Below are 17,672 nucleotides of genomic sequence, written 5' to 3'. Positions count from 1 at the left end.
CCCCTAAGATGTCCTGCTTTAATTTCTTGCAAATTATCGAGAAATAGTGTATATTGAAAGAGTATATCTACAATTTTATTTTTATTATTTATACCAAAAGGAGTGAACAACAGTATTGGACTCGAGTGACAGTATACAATTTATCATATTGATGATTCTTCTTGCGCTATCTGCTTTCTTTTCTTCTGCGGAGACTGCATTGATGACTGTAAATAAAATGAAGATGCGTTATCTTTCTGAGCAGGGAAACAAACGCGCAAAACTCGTTTTAGACATTACAGAAAATCATACGTCTAAAATGTTAAGCGCTATTTTGATCGGAAACAACATCGTCAATCTTTCCGCTTCTTCTTTATCCGCAATGATCGCCTATGATTTCGGCGGATATATGGTCAGTATCGCCACTGCTGTCTTAACTTTTGCAGTCCTTGTTTTTGGCGAAATAACACCGAAAAACTTCGCAACGATCCATGCAGACAAAGTCTCTCTGCTGTATATACCTGTGATCCATATTTTCATGACGATCATGACTCCCGTTATCTTCGTCATCAATCTTTTCGCAAATGCTATCCTTTTCTTGCTGCGGGTAGATCCAAATGCTCGCAATACAACCATGACAGAAGATGAGCTTCGTACGATCGTAGACGTAAGCCATGAGGACGGCGTGATCGAATCTGAAGAAAAAGAAATGATCTACAACGTGTTTGATCTAGGCGACGCCAAGGCAAAGGATGTCATGATCCCACGGGTACAGATCATATTCGCAGATGTAAACAGCACCTATAAAGAATTGATCGAAATATTCCGGGAAAATAAGTTTACCCGTTTGCCTATCTATGAAGAAACAACTGACAATGTCATCGGAACGATCAACATGAAAGATCTGCTTTTATTTGACAGCGATAAGTTGGATTCTTTCCATGTGCGTGATATTCTTCGAGAAGCGTATTTTACCTATGAATATAAAAATATTTCCGAACTTCTCGTAGAAATGAGAGATGCTTCTTTTAATATCGCCATCGTTTTGGACGAATATGGGGAAACAGCCGGACTGATCACACTGGAGGACATACTGGAGGAGATTGTCGGTGAGATCCATGATGAATATGATGAAAACGAGGAAGATTTTATCAAAAAGATAAATGACCGGGAATATATTATTGAAGGTTCTGTCAGCTTGGATGACGTAAATGACGAATTAAATCTTAATCTTGAATCAGAGGATTATGATTCTCTTGGCGGCTTCATTATTGAACACCTAGATCGTCTTCCGGAATTAGGCGATAAAGTTACTACGCAGAACGGGCTTCGTCTTATTGTGGAAAAATTAGATAAAAATCGTGTTGAGAGTGTGCATGTATATCTTCCTGAAGAAATGCAGGAAGAAAATGAACTTCCGGAAAAAAGCAGTAAAAAGTCTGAAACTCCTTAATTCTATACAGAGAATATACACACCTATACCACCCCTCCCGCATATGCTGATAGAAAGGATATGCAGGAGGGGTTTTTATGCCTTATTCCATTATGCTGGACGCCGGACATGGAGGACGAGATCCGGGCGCAGTCTACGAGGGCAGACAAGAAAAAGACGATACTTTGCAGCTTACATTAGCCATCGGAGAAATACTGCAAAATCACGATATTGATGTAGAATATACGCGTACGACAGATATATATGAATCTCCTTATGAAAAAGCCATGGAAGCAAACAATGCCGGCGTAGATTTTTTTGTCTCTATACATCGAAATTCCTACCCCACTGACAACACTGTTTCCGGAGTAGAAACGCTTGTCTATGATAAATCCGGCATCAAATTAAAGATGGCAGAAGATATAAACGAACAGCTGGAAGCGATTGGCTTTGTAAACCTCGGGGTAAAGGAACGTCCCGGACTTGTTGTACTTAGAAGGACGAAAATGCCTGCCGTACTTGTAGAAGTAGGTTTTCTCAATTCTGATACAGACAATACACTTTTTGACAACAATTTTAACGATATTGCACAGGCAATCGCCGCAGGAATACTAGATACGCTGGAAGTAGAACATGATATTTTACCTTCAGGCTATACTGTACAGACAGGGGCTTTCCGCAATCCGAACTATGCGGCACGTCTCGAAAATGAACTCAAGGAACAAAACTTTCCTGCGGTCACTATACAAGAGGATGGACTCTATCGTGTCTTTGTCGGAAGCTATCCTCTACTGGACGATGCCGCCGAAATGGAACGCAGGCTAAAACGAGCCGGATACCAGACTCTCATTGTGAGCAGTTGATCCTACGTACCTATCATGCAGCAGCTGCCGAATGAAAAGGAACAGCTCATACCCTGTGTTTACATGCAAGCATGACACATGGCATGAGCTGTTCTTTTCGCACTGCTTGTTGCTTCGTTCAATTTCTTTTTATTTTTCTAGCAGGTTGCTCCGCCTTTCATGTGTTTCTGTGCCGCTATGTTTTCTGCCTTTCTCGCCAACAGACCATTCTCAAGGAGCTGTTCCTGCACATTAGCAAACCCTAATCTTGCCACCGTATCCGCAAAACGTTCTCCTGTGATCCCCTGCTCGCGGAACAGAAGGATCGCCTTTTCTACGATGGCGAGCACCTCTTCTTTGTCTGTAAAGACCTTATCCAGGTATTGCCCCTGTGCCACTTTCTTGCCCCAACGGCCCCCAATATAAACACGGTATCCAGTAATAGAATCTTCCACAGCCTTAAACGGACATTTTCCTACGCAGCGGCCGCAATGATTGCATACATTCTCGTCAATCGTAATTTTTCCATCTTCCATTTTCGCAATCTGGATCGGACAGACTTTCTCTATCTGACACACTTTACAGCCACGGCATTTTTCCAGGCTGATCTGTGGAATTTTCTGTCCGATGATCCCCAAGTCGTTTAAGTCTGGTTTTACACAGTTATTTGGACACCCGCCCACTGCAATCTTAAATTTATGGGGAAGCTTGACTGTATTATAACCATGATAAAATCTCTCATGAATTTCTTCTGACAAAGCAAACGTATCAATCAGACCATACTGACAGGTCGTGCCTTTACAGGATACGACGGGACGTACTTTTGATCCTGTTCCTCCTGTCTCCAGTCCTGCCTGCATCAGATATTCACGCAGCGGTTCGATATTTTCAAACGGCACGCCCTGGATCTCCATAGTCAGACGAGAAGTCATGGTCACCTCTCCGCTTCCAAACATTTCAGCCGCCTCTGCAATCGTCCTGGCCTCTTCCGCTGTGATCTTTCCATTTCTTGTGATGACGCGTCCATTAAATTTATCCGGTGTTCTCTTATCGTGCAGAAAGCCGAGAGCTTTTACTCTTGTGATCTCTTCTGCAGATATCTTTTCCCCTGATACATTTACCTTTACATCATTAAAGAACGTTGCGCCTTCCAGCACCACTGTATTTTTATAACCATAATACCGCATTCTGTTCTGCAGAAAATATCCTCTTTTTCCTCTCACACATACAAGCAGTATGTTTTCTTCTTTATCCAGCCCCGGGATTTCCCCATTTACAGAAGAAAGTTCTACATGCATAGCGCCCCGGATCGTAGGAACAGGGCTGACATCCACTACTTTATACCCTTCTGCCTTTCCTTCCAAATACTCTGCGGGAGTCATGCTGACCAGAGATCCATTTAATTTATTTGCAAGTACATACACGGCCTGTACAAACGGATGGATCGCTGTAGAAAAAGGCGGAGCATATGCGAAATCGGCGTTTTCAAAATCTTCTAATACAGCGCCCATGTTCAGCCCCATCACCGCAATATCTACCATCTTGTCTACAGCGCCGGGTCCCAGTACCTGAATGCCCAGTAATTTATGGCTTGTTCTGTCTGCAATGATCTTTGTGATAAAAAAAGCTGCATCCGGATAATAATGCGCTTTATCATCTGTCGGAACCAGTGCTGTGATCACATCGTATCCTGCTGCTTTTGCCTGTGCTTCTGTCAGACCGGTACGTCCGCAGTTCAAATGCGGTAATTTCACAACTCCTGTCCCCAAAACTCCTGGATACCTCTTTTCCCCTCCTGCCAGTATCTGTGCCAACGTTCTGCCTTCCATATTGGCAGAGGATCCCATAGGCGACCACTGTGCTTTCTTGGTAATACGGTTTGTTACCATAGCGCAGTCGCCCACGGCATAAATATCCTCTACACTTGTTTTCAAGGAGGAATCCACCTTAATAGTCCCCTTGAACATCTCAATACCAGTTCCCTCTACAAATTCTGTATTTGGCCGGATCCCGGCTGCCATTACGACCATTTCACACTTCCATGTACCCGCGGATGTCCGGATCCCACTGACCGCTTCATTGCCAAGGATCTCTTCTCCCTTTGTTCCCGTGATCACACGGATCCCCTCTTTTAAAAGATGTTTCTTGATATATAAAGCGATCTCATGATCTACAATATTGGGAAGCAGCTGATCCGCAAAATCAATGACAGTTACATCAACTCCTTTTGCATGCAGATTTTCTGCCACTTCCAGACCTATAAAGCCAGCTCCCACAACCACTGCTTTCTTAACGCCTTTTTCCTCTGCATAGGCACGCATCGCAACTGCGTCATCCGGCGTACGCATCTTAAATACCCCTGGAAGATCTTTCCCCGGAATCGGAAGGACCGCCGGGGATGCCCCTGTCGCGATCACCAGGCGATCGTATGTATATTCCTTTTCTTCCCGCGACTTCACATCTCTTGCCGTTACTTTTTTCCCGCCGGCATTGACAGCAATGACTTCCTTTCCCGTTTCCACAGAAACCCCCGTCAATCCTGCATATTTCTGGGGTGTATTGACGATCAGTTCCTCTCTGCCTTCGATCAGTCCTCCCACATAATACGGAAGACCACATCCCGCATAAGAAATATCTGCATCTTTCGTCAATACAAGTACTTCCATACTGCGGTCTTCTCGTTTTAATTTTGCCGCCGTCTTTGTCCCCGCAGCGACACCGCCAATGATCAACACTTTCATATACTGCTTTCCTCGCTTTCTTTATTTTACCTGGTTTTCCTCCGTCCTGTGACAGCAATGCTTTACATGTGCACATTCCGGCTTAAACGACGTACATACGATGACATCGCCGCCTCCGATCACGATTTTTTTACCGTTTACAAGTGCATCCGCCATCTTTTGGCGCGCTTCATCATAGATCCGGGTCACAGTAGGCCGAGATACATCCATTTTTCTTGCACACTGCTCCTGCGTCAAATGCTCATGATCTAACAGTCGGATCGCCTCATACTCATCAAACCCTATACGAACAGTTTCCACAACTCCTCCTCTTACAGGAAGGAATTCTGTCACACCGGGTTTGGAACAGATACACCTGCACTTCTGTGGTCTTGCCATCGTATTCACCTCCTCTGTATCTAAAGTATAGCACTTTATGAACATATGTCAATATCTCATCTCTGTACCGCACCTTATACAAGTACGTATATACGTTTCTCCTTTAATTGCAGCATTTTTTCCTGGATCTTCTTTGTTGCAAAACGGCATATATACAAAAACGGACCTGCGTATCCCTTTTCACAGGTATACCGCAAGTCCATTTTTTTACCATAACTTTTTATATATTTCTATAACATCTTTCTTTCTTGGCACTCTTGGATTCGTCTCTGTGCAGCCATCTGCCATAGCCGCGTCTGCCATCCTGTCGACCGCGCCAAAATATTCTTCCTCTGTCACCGTTCCCATCTGTGAGATGGAAAGAGGAATATCCATTTCTTTGAGCATGAACTGCACCCAGTTTACCAATGAGCGCACTGTCATGATCTCATTATAACTGCTCAATCCCAGTATCTGCGCGATCGTGGCATATCGTTTCACTGCCGGCAGATACTCAGTCCTGCTCTTACTGTGCTTATTAATATCACTGTTGAATTCAATGATATGAGGAAGCAGCATCGCATTCGCACGCCCATGTGGAATGTGGAACGTAGCCCCCAACTGATGCGCCATACCATGATTCAATCCCAAAGACGCAGAATTAAAGGCAAGCCCTGCCAAGCAGGAAGCTGCATGCATTTTCTGGCGTGCATGTGTGTCATTTCCGTCTAGATACGCACGCAGCAAAAATACGCCGCAAATTTCTATCGCCTTCTCCGCTAATGCCGTAGAGAAATCATTCCGATTAATGCTCACACATGCCTCCAGTGCATGCGTAAACACATCCATACCTGTATCTGCCGTAATAGACGGAGGTACACTCTTCACCAGTTCGGCGTCCAAAATCGCTTCATCCGGCGTAAGGGAACGTGATACAAGCGGATACTTCCTCTGTGCCGCCGGTTCGGAAACAACCGCAAAGGATGTCACCTCGGAACCCGTGCCGCTCGTCGTAGGAATCGCGATCAACCCTACTTCTGCGTAAGGATCTACGCGCAGCGCGAATTCACGGATAGATTTGGAAGAATCAATAGCAGATCCTCCACCCACTGCCACGATCGCATCCGGTTTGTACTCCAGCATTTTCTTTACACCTTCACTGATCTTTTCGATCGGTGGATCTGGAACTACATCTTTAAATATTTCAAATTCTTTATTTCCACGTTTCAGAGGTTCTGTTACCAGGTCGATCATACTGCCTTTTGCCACAAAAGGATCTGTAACGATCAGTACCTTTTTATAAGGCACCTCTGCAAGTCTATCTAATGCCTGATCCCCAAAAAATATTTTTGTTTTAATATCAAAGCTCTTCATAAGCGCCCTTCCTCTATTTGGGATAGATACATTCTATACCCAATTCTTCAAATTTTTGAAGCCAGCTCATCTCCGGTTTTTCATCCGTAACGACAGCTGCAACTTCCTCCAGAGAGCCAATCGCTGTAAATGCTGTTCTATCAAATTTGCTGCTGTCCACTGCAAGGATTCTTTTCTTTGCAGATTCCAGCATCGTCTTCTTGTTATTTGCATGCAGTTCATCAGAATCCGTGATCCCGGAATGAAGATCGATCCCCTTGCAGGAAATGATCGTCTTGTCCACATGATAAGAGCGGAGCATTTTATCTGTCTGGGGTCCTACTAACGCAAATGTACCTTCTCTTGAGACTCCGCCGGTGGAAAGTACTCTCCACTCCGGTGCGTCAAACAATTCGATGATGATCTCAATAGAATTTGTGATGATCGTCAGATTTTTACGTTCTTTTTCCTTTAACGTTTTTGCGATATACACTGCCGTAGAACTTGCGTCCAGCATCAGACTGTCCCCATCCTGAACCAATTCTTCTACTAATTCAGCTATCCTTTGCTTTCCGATCACGTTACGGTTCTTCCTGACATTGAAAGGCAGATCAATATTCACATTTTCATTGATGACCGCTCCTCCGTAACTTTTAATGGCATATCCGTCATGGACCAGTTTTTCCAGATCTCTGCGGATCGTCTCTTCCGACACATCATAAATATGACTCAGTTCACTTACGACCACACGTCTCTCAGCCTGCAGCTTATCCAATATTTCATTCCGTCTCTCTATTGCAAGCATTGCACTGCCTCCCGGTAATTTTATAAAATAGCGTTTCGGATCTGTGCATCCGGATGTGCGATAACAGAAGAATCCAGGAACATACCTCTGTCCGCAATAGATTCTTTTGCCCTCTCGATCGCCGCTTCTACTGCCGCAACTTCTCCTGTCAGCATAAGATATGATTTTCCGCACATACCTCTTGCTATCCTAAGTTCGATCAAATCTACGATCGCTGTCTTTGCAGCCTCATCTGCTGCTACGATAATAGAAGAAGCATCATACGTTTCTAAAATCCCCAAAGCTGAAACATCTTCAATATTTGCAGCTCCATAAATAGCCGGGAAAATGGACTCATGTGGATTCCCCAATACAAAACTGTCGATCAGATGCAGGCCATGCAGAGTCTTTGCATTGTCAACAGCTGCTTTTACTGCGCTTAAGTCACCTGAAATGATTGCGATATATTTTCCCGGACATACTGTCTGTGCTTCAATGATATTGACTTCAGAGGTCTTTACCATGGCGTCTGTTGCCGTAATACCTGCTGAAACAGTCTTATATTCTACCATTCCAATTGCCTTACTCATTTACCTGCACGTCCTTCCTGCGTTTCTATGATTATATATTTCTCATTTACTTCACTCACTGTACCATTTACAGAGGCATGTATACCTACACTCAATCCCTTTCCTGGTTCAGCGATCATCTGTCCTTTTGTTACCTCATCTCCCGCCTTTACGACTGCAGAAGCCGGAGCGCCAATGTGCTGGCTCAACAAGATACGTACCTTCTTGACAGCCACTTCTGACTCATCTAACGGTGCTTCTTTATTGTATTTTGTCAGATCCAGCCGTGACATCAATCGTTCCATCGGAACTTTACGGAATTCTCTCTCCGGTCCCACAGGCTTTGCCTCTACCTTAGGCGGACGGATCCCGTTTGCCCGAAGCCCTGCTTTGTACTCCGCCATCAGGCTTCTCGGCGAAAGTCCCTGGAAGCAGGAATACAGTTCACAGACACCACAGGATGAACAGAACATCGTATTGATGAAAATATTCGGCTCCTGTACATCCTTGCATGTAGCCGCCAGCATAAATTTATGCGGTTCGATCGGATGCCCTAACAAATGCCTTGGACATAAATCCGTACACATCGAACATTGACAGCAGCAAGCCGCCGCCCGTTTCATATCAATGGAATTCTTTTTTAATTTTTTCTGAATGATATAATGATCTTCCGGTAAAACCAAGATGGCGTTCGTTGTCTTTGTCACCGGCTGCGCTCCGGTCCCGATATTTCCCATCATAGGTCCGCCGACAAAATACACCGGATTGGGCGTTGTCACACGTCCGGCAAGAGCTACTACTTCGTCAAGCGGTGTGCCGATCGGTACTCTCACCGTCACGGGATGCTCTACTTCAGCGACAACAGATACCAGTTTATCCTCCACCGGCTTTTTCTCATGCAGTGCTCTGTAGACATTATACACTGTCTCTACGTTAAATACGGCAACGCCGCTTTCTATAGGAAGTCCGCCCGGTCTTACGACCTTGCCTGTGACTTCATAGATCAAAACCACTTCATCGCCTGCCGGATACACTTCGTCTAAAAGCCCCAGCTTCACTTCCGGATATTCTCCGATCACAGCATTTAAAGCTTCGATCGTCTTTTTGTATGCCTTCTTGATCCCGATGATCACTTCTTTCGCACCGACTGCCTCTCCGATCAAATGGAAAGTGTCTACGATCTCCTGTGCATATTTCTCCAGAAGCTGTCTATGTAATCTTAGTAGTGGTTCACATTCTGCGCAGTTCAAGATGATCGTCTCTGCACGTTCGTCTAACTTTGCATATGTTGGAAAGCCCGCACCACCTGCACCAACAATACCATTTTGTTGCAATATGTTGCTTAATTCTTTCATATCCATAATTTCACTACTCCAGTCCTGTTCCATCGTCAATAATTCCAACGATTGCCGCATCGACAGGCGCGTCCGGCATACCGCTTCCGATTCTCGCCGCACTGCCCTGTGCCACCAGCACAAACTCACCTATCCCTGCGCCAATCTTGTCAATCGCAATGAGCTGCTTTGCACCGGACTGCATATGCTCTAAAACATCTACAATCATAAATTTATTGCCGACTAAATTTTCACATTTCCGTGTTGAAACAACACTTCCTACTACTTTTCCTATCAGCATGTCTTCCTCCCTATTGCGATTGGTCTGTCACTCTTTTTCTCTATTTCATGATCTTTACTGTATCTCCAGTCGCAATCTTCGCTGCATTCGCTTCATCTGTATCGATATGCATTTCCAACGTAAAACTGTCATCCACACGGATCTGTACATGATTGAACACAGTTCCTCTTTCATTATCTGCTTTTACAGAAACAATATCTCCATCATGTACGCCGGCTGCCATTGCATCCTTCGGAGACATATGAATGTGTCTCTTTGCGATAATGCAGCCTTCATTCAAATAAATCGCGCCCTTGGGCCCGACTACCGCGATCGCCGCGCTGCCTGCAACATTGCCGGACTCCCTGATCGGCGCTTTTACGCCAAGGCGTATGGCATCTGTCGCAGAAATCTCCACCTGTGATCTTTTTCTTACAGGTCCTAAAATTCTTACATTCTCTATAGCACGAAGCTTTAAACCAACGATGGTCACTGTCTCATTAGAGGCAAACTGTCCGCCCATCAGTTCTTTTTTCTTTGTCAGCTGATATCCTTTTCCGAACAACGCTTCCACATGTTCCTGGGTCAGATGTATGTGTCTTGCGGAAACACCGATCGGCACCAGAAAACCGCCTTCATCCGCCGTTTTCTGCTTTTCCACTGCTTCTAATACCAGTTTTGTGATCAACGCTACGTTATTGTTATCCATATCAATTCTCCTCATTTAGTATTCACAAGCCTTACGTCCATTTCAGACGGCCGTAAGGCTGTAAATATCGTGTCAAACAAATGTTTTTTATTTATTTGATTGCCGGAAGAATTTTTTCTACATCTGTATGTGGTCTTGGGATTACGTGTGTTGCCACTAATTCTCCAAGTCTTCCTGCTGCTTCTGCGCCAGATTCTACTGCAGATTTTACTGCGCCGACATCTCCGCGCACCATAACTGTTACCAGTCCGGAACCGATCTTCTCTGTCCCTACCAATACTACATTTGCAGCTTTTAACATTGTATCTGCTGCTTCAATAGATGCTACAAGACCTCTTGTTTCTACCATTCCTAATGCTTCCTGTGACATTCTTCTTTCCTCCTTTTGAATTGTTGGTTGTACTTGCTCTGCCTGGCTTGCCGCCTGCTTTACTCTCTGCACTGTCTTTGACGGCGCCTTGGCTCTTGTTGTTCTCTTTTTTTCCTCTGCCATCTGCACTGCCTCCTAACTTACCCTGTTCACACTCTTTTCGATGATCTTCAGTATCTCTTCATGCGGACTTGGGATCACCACATAACAGGCAGGTTCTTTAATTCCATTTGCTGCGGCAGTTTCAATGGCCTGCGTGACTGCGGATACATTTCCTCGAATAATGATCGTGACAAGTCTTCCGCCTAATTTTTTTTCCCATGTGACCAATTCGACTTCCGCCGTCTTGCACATGATATCGATCGCAACTACTGCTGCGGTTACACTCGGGATCTCAAAAAATCCATACGCCTTTCCCATGAGACTGCTCCTTTACATTCATTCGCAGATAAGTCTTTCCTTACAAGGAAATACTTACACTGTAGGAAGGATTTTTTCTACGTCGTTGTGTGGTCTTGGGATTACGTGTGTTGCCACTAATTCTCCCAATCTTCCTGCTGCGTCAGCTCCTGTCTCAACAGCAGCCTTTACTGCGCCGACATCTCCACGTACCATAACTGTTACCAGTCCGGAACCGATCTTCTCTGTTCCTACCAATGTGACTTCCGCTGCTTTTGTCATTGCGTCTGCAGCTTCGATTGCTGCTGTAAGTCCTCTTGTTTCTACCATTCCTAATGCTAACTGTGCCATTGCCATTTTTTAATTCCTCCTAGATTTCTTCAATTTCTTTTTCATTGATCAAATGTGGTTTTCCTTTATCCAGCCCACTGAGTTTCAGCATTTTCTCTGTATCCTCTGTGGGTCTTGCGATCTCATATTCCGTTACGACTCCCGCTAATTCTTCTGCCCGGTTCTTTGCCGCTTCCAGCGCCGCCTGGACATCAGATACGCTGCCTCGGAACTTGATCATGACGATCAGCGGTACAGGTAATGCGTCCGCATTCGCCGGTTTATTCTTATCAAAGGTCTCCAGCCGGACATTTCCTGCTTTGCACCCGGCATCTGCCGCCGCAAAGGCAGTGGAAAGTCCGAACACCTCTAACATACCTACTGCTTCTCCCATCACTTTTCTCCTTTTAGGGATTGGCCTGACTATTTATTGATAATCGCGATCTTTAAGCCCTTCATCGCCAGATTTGTCTGGTGAGCTTCGTTGATCTGCTCCAGTGGGAACTCATGTGTGATCAGTTCATCCATCGGAAGTCCGATTCCCTTTGCTCTCTTTAAGAAATCAAATGTAGTTGCATAATCCCGCAGTGTATATACCCAGGAACCAACCAGTGTGATCTCTTTGGAACACAGATCGAAATGCGGATTGATCGTAGCGTCTCCACCATTGATAAAGAAGCCAAGCTCACATAAGCCGCCGCCATTTCTGATGAATTTATAGATGTTCGCATGAGCCACAGGTGAACCTGTACACTGGAATGCAAAATCTGCCGCATGTCCGCCGAAAGCATCTTTTACTCCCTGTGCCAGTGCTTCGATGCCCTGGAAATCCTTGAAGTTTACGCTCTTTTCCGCGCCCATTCTCTTTGCGAATTCCAGACGTTTCTGCTCTCCGTCTACTGCAACAATATTCTCAATACCCATTGTACGCAAAACTGCGATACAAATCAAGCCGATCGGTCCACATCCCTGTACGACTACTCTGCTGTTGAACCGTAAGATCCCTGTCGTCTTCGCTCTCTCTACCGCATGTACAAGTACTGCGCATGGTTCAATCAGTACGCGGGACTTCAGATCCAGATCACTGACATTAAATACTGTAGAGCCTTCACGGATCAGAATGTAATCAGCAAACCATCCGTTTAAATGGATATCATCATCCGGCAGAAGTCCGTATACATCGGCTCCTCCTACATTCTGTTTGTTTAAGTCATACATCGTAATCTCCGGATCGTCTTTGAAGATCATACAGGTCACGACTTTATCGCCTACCTTCAGTGCTTTTCCGGCGCTGTCCACTTTTACATTTTTACCCATTTTTACGATTTCTCCGGTACCCTCATGTCCGAGCACTACCGGGATCAAGCTGAATGGATCTCTCTTAAACTCGTGCGCGTCTGTCCCGCAGACACCGCATCCTTCTACTTTTACAAGAATATCTCCGTCGCCTACCTCCGGCATAGGGAATTCTTTAATATCATAATGCTCCAGAGAAGTCAGCATTGCCACATGTGCTGTCTTTGGAATAGCCTGGCTTCCTGCATTTGCTGTCTGCGCAGAAGGAATCGGCTTTTCCAGCATGCTTTCCAACACTTGTTTTACAACTGCTTCTACATTTGCAGAATTCATTTCCATGTTTTCATCCTCCTCTATCGAATACATAAGCTGTCCGACATTACGCAGCGTCTTCTCTTTGTGAAGGTGCTGGCACTTGTCAGACCTTCGCCTGTCCGGCTGGCAATGGTAAAGGTACAGAACCCTTCGCCGCCAAAGCCCAGTGCCGCATAGGACGGTCCATTCTTTACAAGAATCGCCGTATCGATCGCTTTCGCATATTTCGTGATATGGTCTACATTCTTGGAATGGATATGTGCAGAATGTCTGTTTCCATGCTCCAGCCACACTGCCTGCTCTACTGCATCGTTAAAATCTTTTGCCCTTACTACGCCAAGAATTGGCATCATAAGTTCAGTTGCGATCAGCGGATGTTCCTTTGGTCCTTCAAAGGTAATACAACGGATGTTGTCCGGCACTGTCACGCCGATCATACCAAGCAGTGTCTTTGCGTCACGTCCTACACATTTTCTGTTTAAACGTCCGTCTTTTAAAACAACTGCTGTCAGAGCATCCTGTTCTTCTTTGGAAGCAAGATAACATCCCTGCTCCTGTATCATATAATGCAGCAGTTCATCTGCAACACTTTCTACCGCCACAATCTCTTTCTCTGCAATACAAGGAAGGTTGTTATCGAATGTACAGCCGTTCACGATATCTTCCGCTGCTTTGCGGATATCTGCTGTCTCATCCACCAGTGCCGGCGGATTGCCTGCGCCTGCGCCGATTCCTCTTCTCCCGGAAGAAAGCACTGCTGTCACGACGCCCGGTCCTCCGGTCGCTGCGATCAACTGGATCGCTTTATGCTTCATCATAATGTTGCTTGTCTCTAATGTAGGATGTTCTACCGTACATGCAATGTTATCCGGTCCACCCGCTTCTACGGAAGCCTCGTTTAACAGATTCACTGCATATATGGAAGTTTTGATTGCTGCCGGATGCGGATTAAATACGACTGTATTGCCACCGGCAAACATGCCGATCGTATTGCAAAGCACTGTCTCGCTTGGATTTGTGCACGGAGTAATAGCTCCGATCACTCCAAAAGGTCCCATCTCGATCAGCGTAAGCCCTCTGTCTCCTGACCAGGCTGTTGTTGTAATATCTTCTGTTCCCGGTGTCTTTTCTGCCACCAGCTGATGCTTCAAAATTTTATGTCCAACATTTCCCATGCCTGTCTCTTCCACGCCCATACGCGCTAAGATCTCTGCGTTTTCATTGATTTTTTTACGAATGTTGGAGATTACTTTTTCCCTGTGGTCCAGGGTCATTCTTGCAACGACTTTCTGCGCCTTCTGCGCTGCCGCAATCGCCTCATTCATATCAGCAAACACACCTCTGTTTCCTGATACATCAGATGCGATCTGCATTTTCGCAAGCACTTCCTGCACGATGTCCTGCACCATCTGTTCATTTACAGACACGCTAATACCTCCTTAAACACGTCCTTTCCATAAGCTGCGATCTTAGTATCCTGTTTCGCCGTGCCGCCGCTTACCCCCAGGGCGCCGATTATCTTGCCATCTGCTTCTAACGGTTCCCCTCCGCCAAAGATCACGATCTTTCCTGCGTTTGTAAACTGGATTCCATATAAAGACTGTCCCGGCTGACTCAAGTGACTCAGTTGCTCCGTGGACATCTTAAGGCTCGCTGAAGTAAATGTCTTATTCAATGCAATGTCAAAGCTTGCTATGTAGGCATCGTCCATACACTGGACAGCAACAGGTCTTCCCGCCTTGTCTGAAACTGCGATCACTGCCTGTACGCCTATTTCCTGCGCAAACGCCTTCACTTTCTCAATAAGAGCATTGGCAAGTTCTAAGGTCATCTTGTATTTTTTACATGTACAGACATGTTCTGTTTCCGGCTTTGGATCTGTTTGTTTCATCTGTTCCAGGACAGCTTCCACTGCTCTGGAAATATCCTGTTCATTCATAGCAGTCCTCATTTCTTATATCTGATCTTATGCTTGTCTTAGTTCATACCCAGCTGATCCATAACCTTCTTTGTGATAGAAGCCACAAGATCCGCATCTGCATTTCCGATCGTGGAGGAAGCTGCTGCTGATGGGCATGCAGCACCGCATGTATGGCAGCTTGGTTTTCCCGCCTGTGCATTTGGACACAGATTTGCAGGGTGTTTTCCCGGAAGTCCAAACTGTCTTCTGATCTCATATAATTTTTCTACCTGATCTTTGGAAAGTTCCTGTGGTCCGCCGATCTGCATGCTCTGCCATAACAGACGTGCGTAGAATTCTACAGATTCCATCTTGTGATATGCATTCAATAAAGAATCTGAATATGTCAGCGCTCCGTGGTTTTCCAGAAGTACTGCATCAAAATACTGCAGATGTTCTTCTACTGCGTCCGGAATCTCTTCTGTAGACGGTGTACCGTATTTCGCGATCGGAACACATCCTAAAGCGATAACTGCTTCCGGCATGATCGGCTGTGTCAGCGGGATCCCTGCGATAGCAAATGTTGTTGCGTACAAAGGATGAGCATGTACAACAGATTTTACATCTGGTCTTTGTTTGTACACACGCATATGCATCTTGATCTCTGAAGAAGGTTTAAATCCTTTATTCGCCTGGATCACATTTCCGTTTGCGTCAACCTTACAGATATATTCTGGTGTCATGAAGCCTTTGCTGACTCCTGTCGGTGTACACAAAAATTCATTGTCGTTGAGTTTTACAGAAAAGTTGCCATCATTTGCGGCAACCATCCCACGATTGTACACACGTCTGCCGATCTCACACATTTCTTTCTTAATCTCGTATTCGTTTTGCATTTCTTCTCCTCCTTGGATTTCTGAACAAAACAGCATAAAATATTTGTTTTGTGTTGTTTCTAGTTGAATATTACCACACAATCCCACATTAGTCAACTCATTTTCATGTTGGTTTTATTGGAAAACAGCAAATTTTCTTATCTTTCTTTCAGTCTGTCTCTGTTTCCCAGGGAAGTACGTCTCCTTCTTCTTTCAGATACTCTAAAATCTCCGGGATTCCTTCATAATTTTTTGAGTCCACATAGAAGATTTTCTTACATCCCGCAAGCCTTAACCAACGTTCTGCCCGAGCTACATCCGCATTTTTATCGTGGATCTTCGTCACGATGCCGACCACCTCTCGATTACACATCGACGTGCTGCAGGGCGGGTATAAAGAATAGGGCTCCGTCGCCGACAAAAGCAGCCCCACAACATCCGCTTCATATGCATACAACGCCAGCGCATACCCTAGATGTTTCGTCTGCGCATATTCTCCCGGCGTATCAATGATGACATCAAAATGGTTCACATACTGTGTCTTGTGATAGTGTATCTTTTCTCCTTTGAGCGCCTGCGTCAATGTGGTCTTTCCACATTCGCTGCGTCCCATCAGTACAATTTTCTTCATACGATCAGGTCCTCGTTATCTCGCATACCGAAAATCCCATCTTTTCCTTTACATAGGACAGGACTGCTCGGAGTGCCGCTTCTGTCTCGGAGATCGTCCCCGTCACGATCAAAGTCCCGCTGAACCGGTCTACAAACCCCAACTCGATGCCGGCCGCTTTGATAGCGATATCCGCCGCAATGATCGCCGTCTCTGCCGGACTGATCGTAAGCACCCCGATCGCCGATTTACTATATTCTGTACGAGGATCTAATCCTAATTTCTCATAGAGCGTGCTATCCGGACTTGCGATCAAATGTGCGATCGTAATTTCTTTTCCGGGTACTAATTCCTGCACGATCCTCTCTGGTATATATTCCTGCGCCATCTTTTAACCTCCTATCTGACACTCCAGCTGCGACTCTTTTTTTGCCGCCTGCAAAAGCAGCTCCATCTTCGCATTTTCCGGCGGCTCTACATCTCCCATCAGATATGTCCTCCCAAGCCCGGCATATTTATCCTGCCCAAGCCTATGGTAAGGAAGAAGATGTATTCTTCTGACATGTCCGATTTCTTTCGCGAAACGAGCAATATCACGTATCTCTTGTTCCGTGTCGTTAAAGCCCGGGATCACCGGTATGCGGATACTCAGTTCCGTCTGTCCTGAAGCGGCAATCTTCCCTGCGTTTTCCAGCATCCGCTGATTTCCTTTTCCGGTAAATTCTTTGTGCTTGTCAGGATCCATATGCTTGATATCCAGCAGATACTGATCAAGATACGGCAGGATCTCTTCTATCACCTGGTATTCCGCGTATCCCATACTTTCCATCGCCGTACTGATCCCGCTCTCCCTCGCTGCTCTGAGCAGGTCTCTTGCAAAGGCCGGCTGGCAAAGGCTCTCACCACCCGACAATGTGAGTCCGCCGCCGGTCCTGCGATAATAAGGTCTGTCCTTTAAGACCGTCTCCATCACTTCTCCCACCGTGACATCCTCACCTATAACCTTAGGTTTTCCCTGGACAAACATGGTCTGTATCTGATATTCCTGGGACTCCGGATTACAGCACCACCGACATCTGAGCACGCAGCCCTTCAAAAACACAATGGTGCGTATCCCCGTGCCGTCATGGATGGAATATCTTTGAATATCAAATATCCTTCCTTTTGTCTGTAAATATTCTTCCATGTCGTTTCCTT

21 protein-coding genes are annotated in these 17,672 nt (G+C 45.5%); 2 read left to right on the top strand and 19 right to left on the bottom strand.

Going from position 1 to position 17,672, the window contains the following annotated elements; genetic code table 11:
* Positions 1–115 precede the first annotated feature (115 nt).
* Entirely contained in the window at positions 116–1,432 is a 1,317-nt protein-coding gene (locus WKT01_RS06750) for an HlyC/CorC family transporter (protein WP_270394951.1), read from the top strand.
* Positions 1,433–1,509: 77 nt separating this feature from the next.
* Positions 1,510–2,274, top strand: a complete 765-nt coding sequence (locus WKT01_RS06745; RefSeq protein WP_267304004.1) for an N-acetylmuramoyl-L-alanine amidase — start codon at positions 1,510–1,512, stop codon at positions 2,272–2,274.
* Between the two features lie 137 nt (positions 2,275–2,411).
* On the opposite strand, the gene WKT01_RS06740 is transcribed toward WKT01_RS06745, so the two are convergent.
* The 19 genes from WKT01_RS06740 to WKT01_RS06650 form a co-directional block, all read right to left on the bottom strand.
* A complete protein-coding gene (locus WKT01_RS06740; RefSeq protein WP_270394950.1) occupies positions 2,412–4,994 on the bottom strand; it encodes an FAD-dependent oxidoreductase in 2,583 nt (860 codons plus the stop codon).
* A gap of 21 nt (positions 4,995–5,015) precedes the next feature.
* A complete protein-coding gene (locus WKT01_RS06735) occupies positions 5,016–5,372 on the bottom strand; it encodes a DUF134 domain-containing protein (RefSeq protein ID WP_117975320.1) in 357 nt (118 codons plus the stop codon).
* Positions 5,373–5,579: 207 nt separating this feature from the next.
* Positions 5,580–6,725, bottom strand: coding sequence for a 1-propanol dehydrogenase PduQ (locus tag WKT01_RS06730; RefSeq protein WP_270394948.1), 1,146 nt, complete (start codon positions 6,723–6,725; stop codon positions 5,580–5,582).
* A 13-nt stretch (positions 6,726–6,738) separates the two neighbouring features.
* Positions 6,739–7,509 (bottom strand): DeoR/GlpR family DNA-binding transcription regulator, encoded by a 771-nt coding sequence (locus tag WKT01_RS06725; protein WP_270394946.1) that lies wholly within the window; start codon positions 7,507–7,509, stop codon positions 6,739–6,741.
* A 20-nt stretch (positions 7,510–7,529) separates the two neighbouring features.
* Positions 7,530–8,078, bottom strand: coding sequence for a BMC domain-containing protein (locus WKT01_RS06720; protein ID WP_059066695.1), 549 nt, complete (start codon positions 8,076–8,078; stop codon positions 7,530–7,532).
* On the bottom strand, positions 8,075–9,418 hold the full coding sequence (locus tag WKT01_RS06715) for a 4Fe-4S dicluster domain-containing protein (protein WP_270394980.1): 1,344 nt from the start codon (positions 9,416–9,418) through the stop codon (positions 8,075–8,077). The genes WKT01_RS06720 and WKT01_RS06715 overlap by 4 nt, the downstream gene beginning before the upstream one ends.
* Before the next feature lie 7 nt (positions 9,419–9,425).
* Positions 9,426–9,692 (bottom strand): EutN/CcmL family microcompartment protein, encoded by a 267-nt coding sequence (locus WKT01_RS06710; RefSeq protein ID WP_059066693.1) that lies wholly within the window; start codon positions 9,690–9,692, stop codon positions 9,426–9,428.
* A gap of 40 nt (positions 9,693–9,732) precedes the next feature.
* The gene (locus WKT01_RS06705) at positions 9,733–10,380 is read right to left on the bottom strand and encodes a phosphate propanoyltransferase (protein WP_059066692.1); all 648 of its coding nucleotides are present in this window, start codon (positions 10,378–10,380) and stop codon (positions 9,733–9,735) included.
* A gap of 91 nt (positions 10,381–10,471) precedes the next feature.
* Positions 10,472–10,750: a BMC domain-containing protein gene (locus tag WKT01_RS06700; protein WP_044954962.1), complete on the bottom strand. Its 279-nt coding sequence runs from the start codon at positions 10,748–10,750 to the stop codon at positions 10,472–10,474.
* A 135-nt stretch (positions 10,751–10,885) separates the two neighbouring features.
* Positions 10,886–11,170 (bottom strand): BMC domain-containing protein, encoded by a 285-nt coding sequence (locus WKT01_RS06695; protein ID WP_270394943.1) that lies wholly within the window; start codon positions 11,168–11,170, stop codon positions 10,886–10,888.
* A 54-nt stretch (positions 11,171–11,224) separates the two neighbouring features.
* A complete protein-coding gene (locus WKT01_RS06690) occupies positions 11,225–11,500 on the bottom strand; it encodes a BMC domain-containing protein (RefSeq protein WP_009003872.1) in 276 nt (91 codons plus the stop codon).
* Between the two features lie 19 nt (positions 11,501–11,519).
* Positions 11,520–11,873, bottom strand: a complete 354-nt coding sequence (locus tag WKT01_RS06685; protein WP_059066690.1) for a BMC domain-containing protein — start codon at positions 11,871–11,873, stop codon at positions 11,520–11,522.
* Between the two features lie 29 nt (positions 11,874–11,902).
* Positions 11,903–13,114, bottom strand: a complete 1,212-nt coding sequence (locus tag WKT01_RS06680; RefSeq protein ID WP_059066689.1) for a zinc-dependent alcohol dehydrogenase — start codon at positions 13,112–13,114, stop codon at positions 11,903–11,905.
* Positions 13,115–13,128: 14 nt separating this feature from the next.
* Positions 13,129–14,517 carry an aldehyde dehydrogenase family protein gene (locus WKT01_RS06675; RefSeq protein ID WP_059066688.1) on the bottom strand — a complete coding sequence of 463 codons (1,389 nt, stop codon included), beginning with the start codon at positions 14,515–14,517 and terminating at the stop codon, positions 13,129–13,131.
* Positions 14,508–15,029 (bottom strand): GlcG/HbpS family heme-binding protein, encoded by a 522-nt coding sequence (locus WKT01_RS06670; protein WP_270394937.1) that lies wholly within the window; start codon positions 15,027–15,029, stop codon positions 14,508–14,510. Before WKT01_RS06670 ends, WKT01_RS06675 begins: the two co-directional genes overlap by 10 nt.
* Positions 15,030–15,067: 38 nt before the next feature.
* A complete protein-coding gene (locus WKT01_RS06665) occupies positions 15,068–15,886 on the bottom strand; it encodes a class II aldolase/adducin family protein (protein ID WP_059066686.1) in 819 nt (272 codons plus the stop codon).
* Positions 15,887–16,034: 148 nt separating this feature from the next.
* Positions 16,035–16,496: a EutP/PduV family microcompartment system protein gene (locus tag WKT01_RS06660; RefSeq protein WP_059066685.1), complete on the bottom strand. Its 462-nt coding sequence runs from the start codon at positions 16,494–16,496 to the stop codon at positions 16,035–16,037.
* Between the two features lie 4 nt (positions 16,497–16,500).
* On the bottom strand, positions 16,501–16,863 hold the full coding sequence (locus WKT01_RS06655) for a BMC domain-containing protein (RefSeq protein ID WP_059066684.1): 363 nt from the start codon (positions 16,861–16,863) through the stop codon (positions 16,501–16,503).
* 3 nt (positions 16,864–16,866) lie between these two features.
* Complete coding sequence (locus tag WKT01_RS06650) at positions 16,867–17,661, bottom strand: glycyl-radical enzyme activating protein (protein ID WP_340311707.1); 795 nt, start codon at positions 17,659–17,661, stop codon at positions 16,867–16,869.
* Between the last annotated feature and the right edge of the window lie 11 nt (positions 17,662–17,672).

Origin of the sequence: Mediterraneibacter sp. ICN-202921, assembly GCF_037890075.1 — a bacterium.
Lineage (GTDB): Bacteria > Bacillota > Clostridia > Lachnospirales > Lachnospiraceae > Mediterraneibacter > Mediterraneibacter massiliensis.
This window is presented reverse-complemented; position numbering and strand designations above follow the sequence as displayed.

Coding starts and splice junctions, on each gene's coding strand:
- WKT01_RS06650 (WP_340311707.1), bottom strand. CDS start 17,661: ATGGAAGAATATTTACAGACAAAAGGAAGGATATTTGATATTCAAAGA.
- WKT01_RS06705 (WP_059066692.1), bottom strand. CDS start 10,380: ATGGATAACAATAACGTAGCGTTGATCACAAAACTGGTATTAGAAGCA.
- WKT01_RS06730 (WP_270394948.1), bottom strand. CDS start 6,725: ATGAAGAGCTTTGATATTAAAACAAAAATATTTTTTGGGGATCAGGCA.
- WKT01_RS06695 (WP_270394943.1), bottom strand. CDS start 11,170: ATGGGAAAGGCGTATGGATTTTTTGAGATCCCGAGTGTAACCGCAGCA.
- WKT01_RS06660 (WP_059066685.1), bottom strand. CDS start 16,496: ATGAAGAAAATTGTACTGATGGGACGCAGCGAATGTGGAAAGACCACA.
- WKT01_RS06655 (WP_059066684.1), bottom strand. CDS start 16,863: ATGGCGCAGGAATATATACCAGAGAGGATCGTGCAGGAATTAGTACCC.
- WKT01_RS06740 (WP_270394950.1), bottom strand. CDS start 4,994: ATGAAAGTGTTGATCATTGGCGGTGTCGCTGCGGGGACAAAGACGGCG.
- WKT01_RS06665 (WP_059066686.1), bottom strand. CDS start 15,886: ATGCAAAACGAATACGAGATTAAGAAAGAAATGTGTGAGATCGGCAGA.
- WKT01_RS06715 (WP_270394980.1), bottom strand. CDS start 9,418: ATGGATATGAAAGAATTAAGCAACATATTGCAACAAAATGGTATTGTT.
- WKT01_RS06710 (WP_059066693.1), bottom strand. CDS start 9,692: ATGCTGATAGGAAAAGTAGTAGGAAGTGTTGTTTCAACACGGAAATGT.
- WKT01_RS06725 (WP_270394946.1), bottom strand. CDS start 7,509: ATGCTTGCAATAGAGAGACGGAATGAAATATTGGATAAGCTGCAGGCT.
- WKT01_RS06735 (WP_117975320.1), bottom strand. CDS start 5,372: ATGGCAAGACCACAGAAGTGCAGGTGTATCTGTTCCAAACCCGGTGTG.
- WKT01_RS06670 (WP_270394937.1), bottom strand. CDS start 15,029: ATGAATGAACAGGATATTTCCAGAGCAGTGGAAGCTGTCCTGGAACAG.
- WKT01_RS06690 (WP_009003872.1), bottom strand. CDS start 11,500: ATGGCACAGTTAGCATTAGGAATGGTAGAAACAAGAGGACTTACAGCA.
- WKT01_RS06680 (WP_059066689.1), bottom strand. CDS start 13,114: ATGGAAATGAATTCTGCAAATGTAGAAGCAGTTGTAAAACAAGTGTTG.
- WKT01_RS06700 (WP_044954962.1), bottom strand. CDS start 10,750: ATGTCACAGGAAGCATTAGGAATGGTAGAAACAAGAGGTCTTGTAGCA.
- WKT01_RS06685 (WP_059066690.1), bottom strand. CDS start 11,873: ATGGGAGAAGCAGTAGGTATGTTAGAGGTGTTCGGACTTTCCACTGCC.
- WKT01_RS06720 (WP_059066695.1), bottom strand. CDS start 8,078: ATGAGTAAGGCAATTGGAATGGTAGAATATAAGACTGTTTCAGCAGGT.
- WKT01_RS06745 (WP_267304004.1), top strand. CDS start 1,510: ATGCCTTATTCCATTATGCTGGACGCCGGACATGGAGGACGAGATCCG.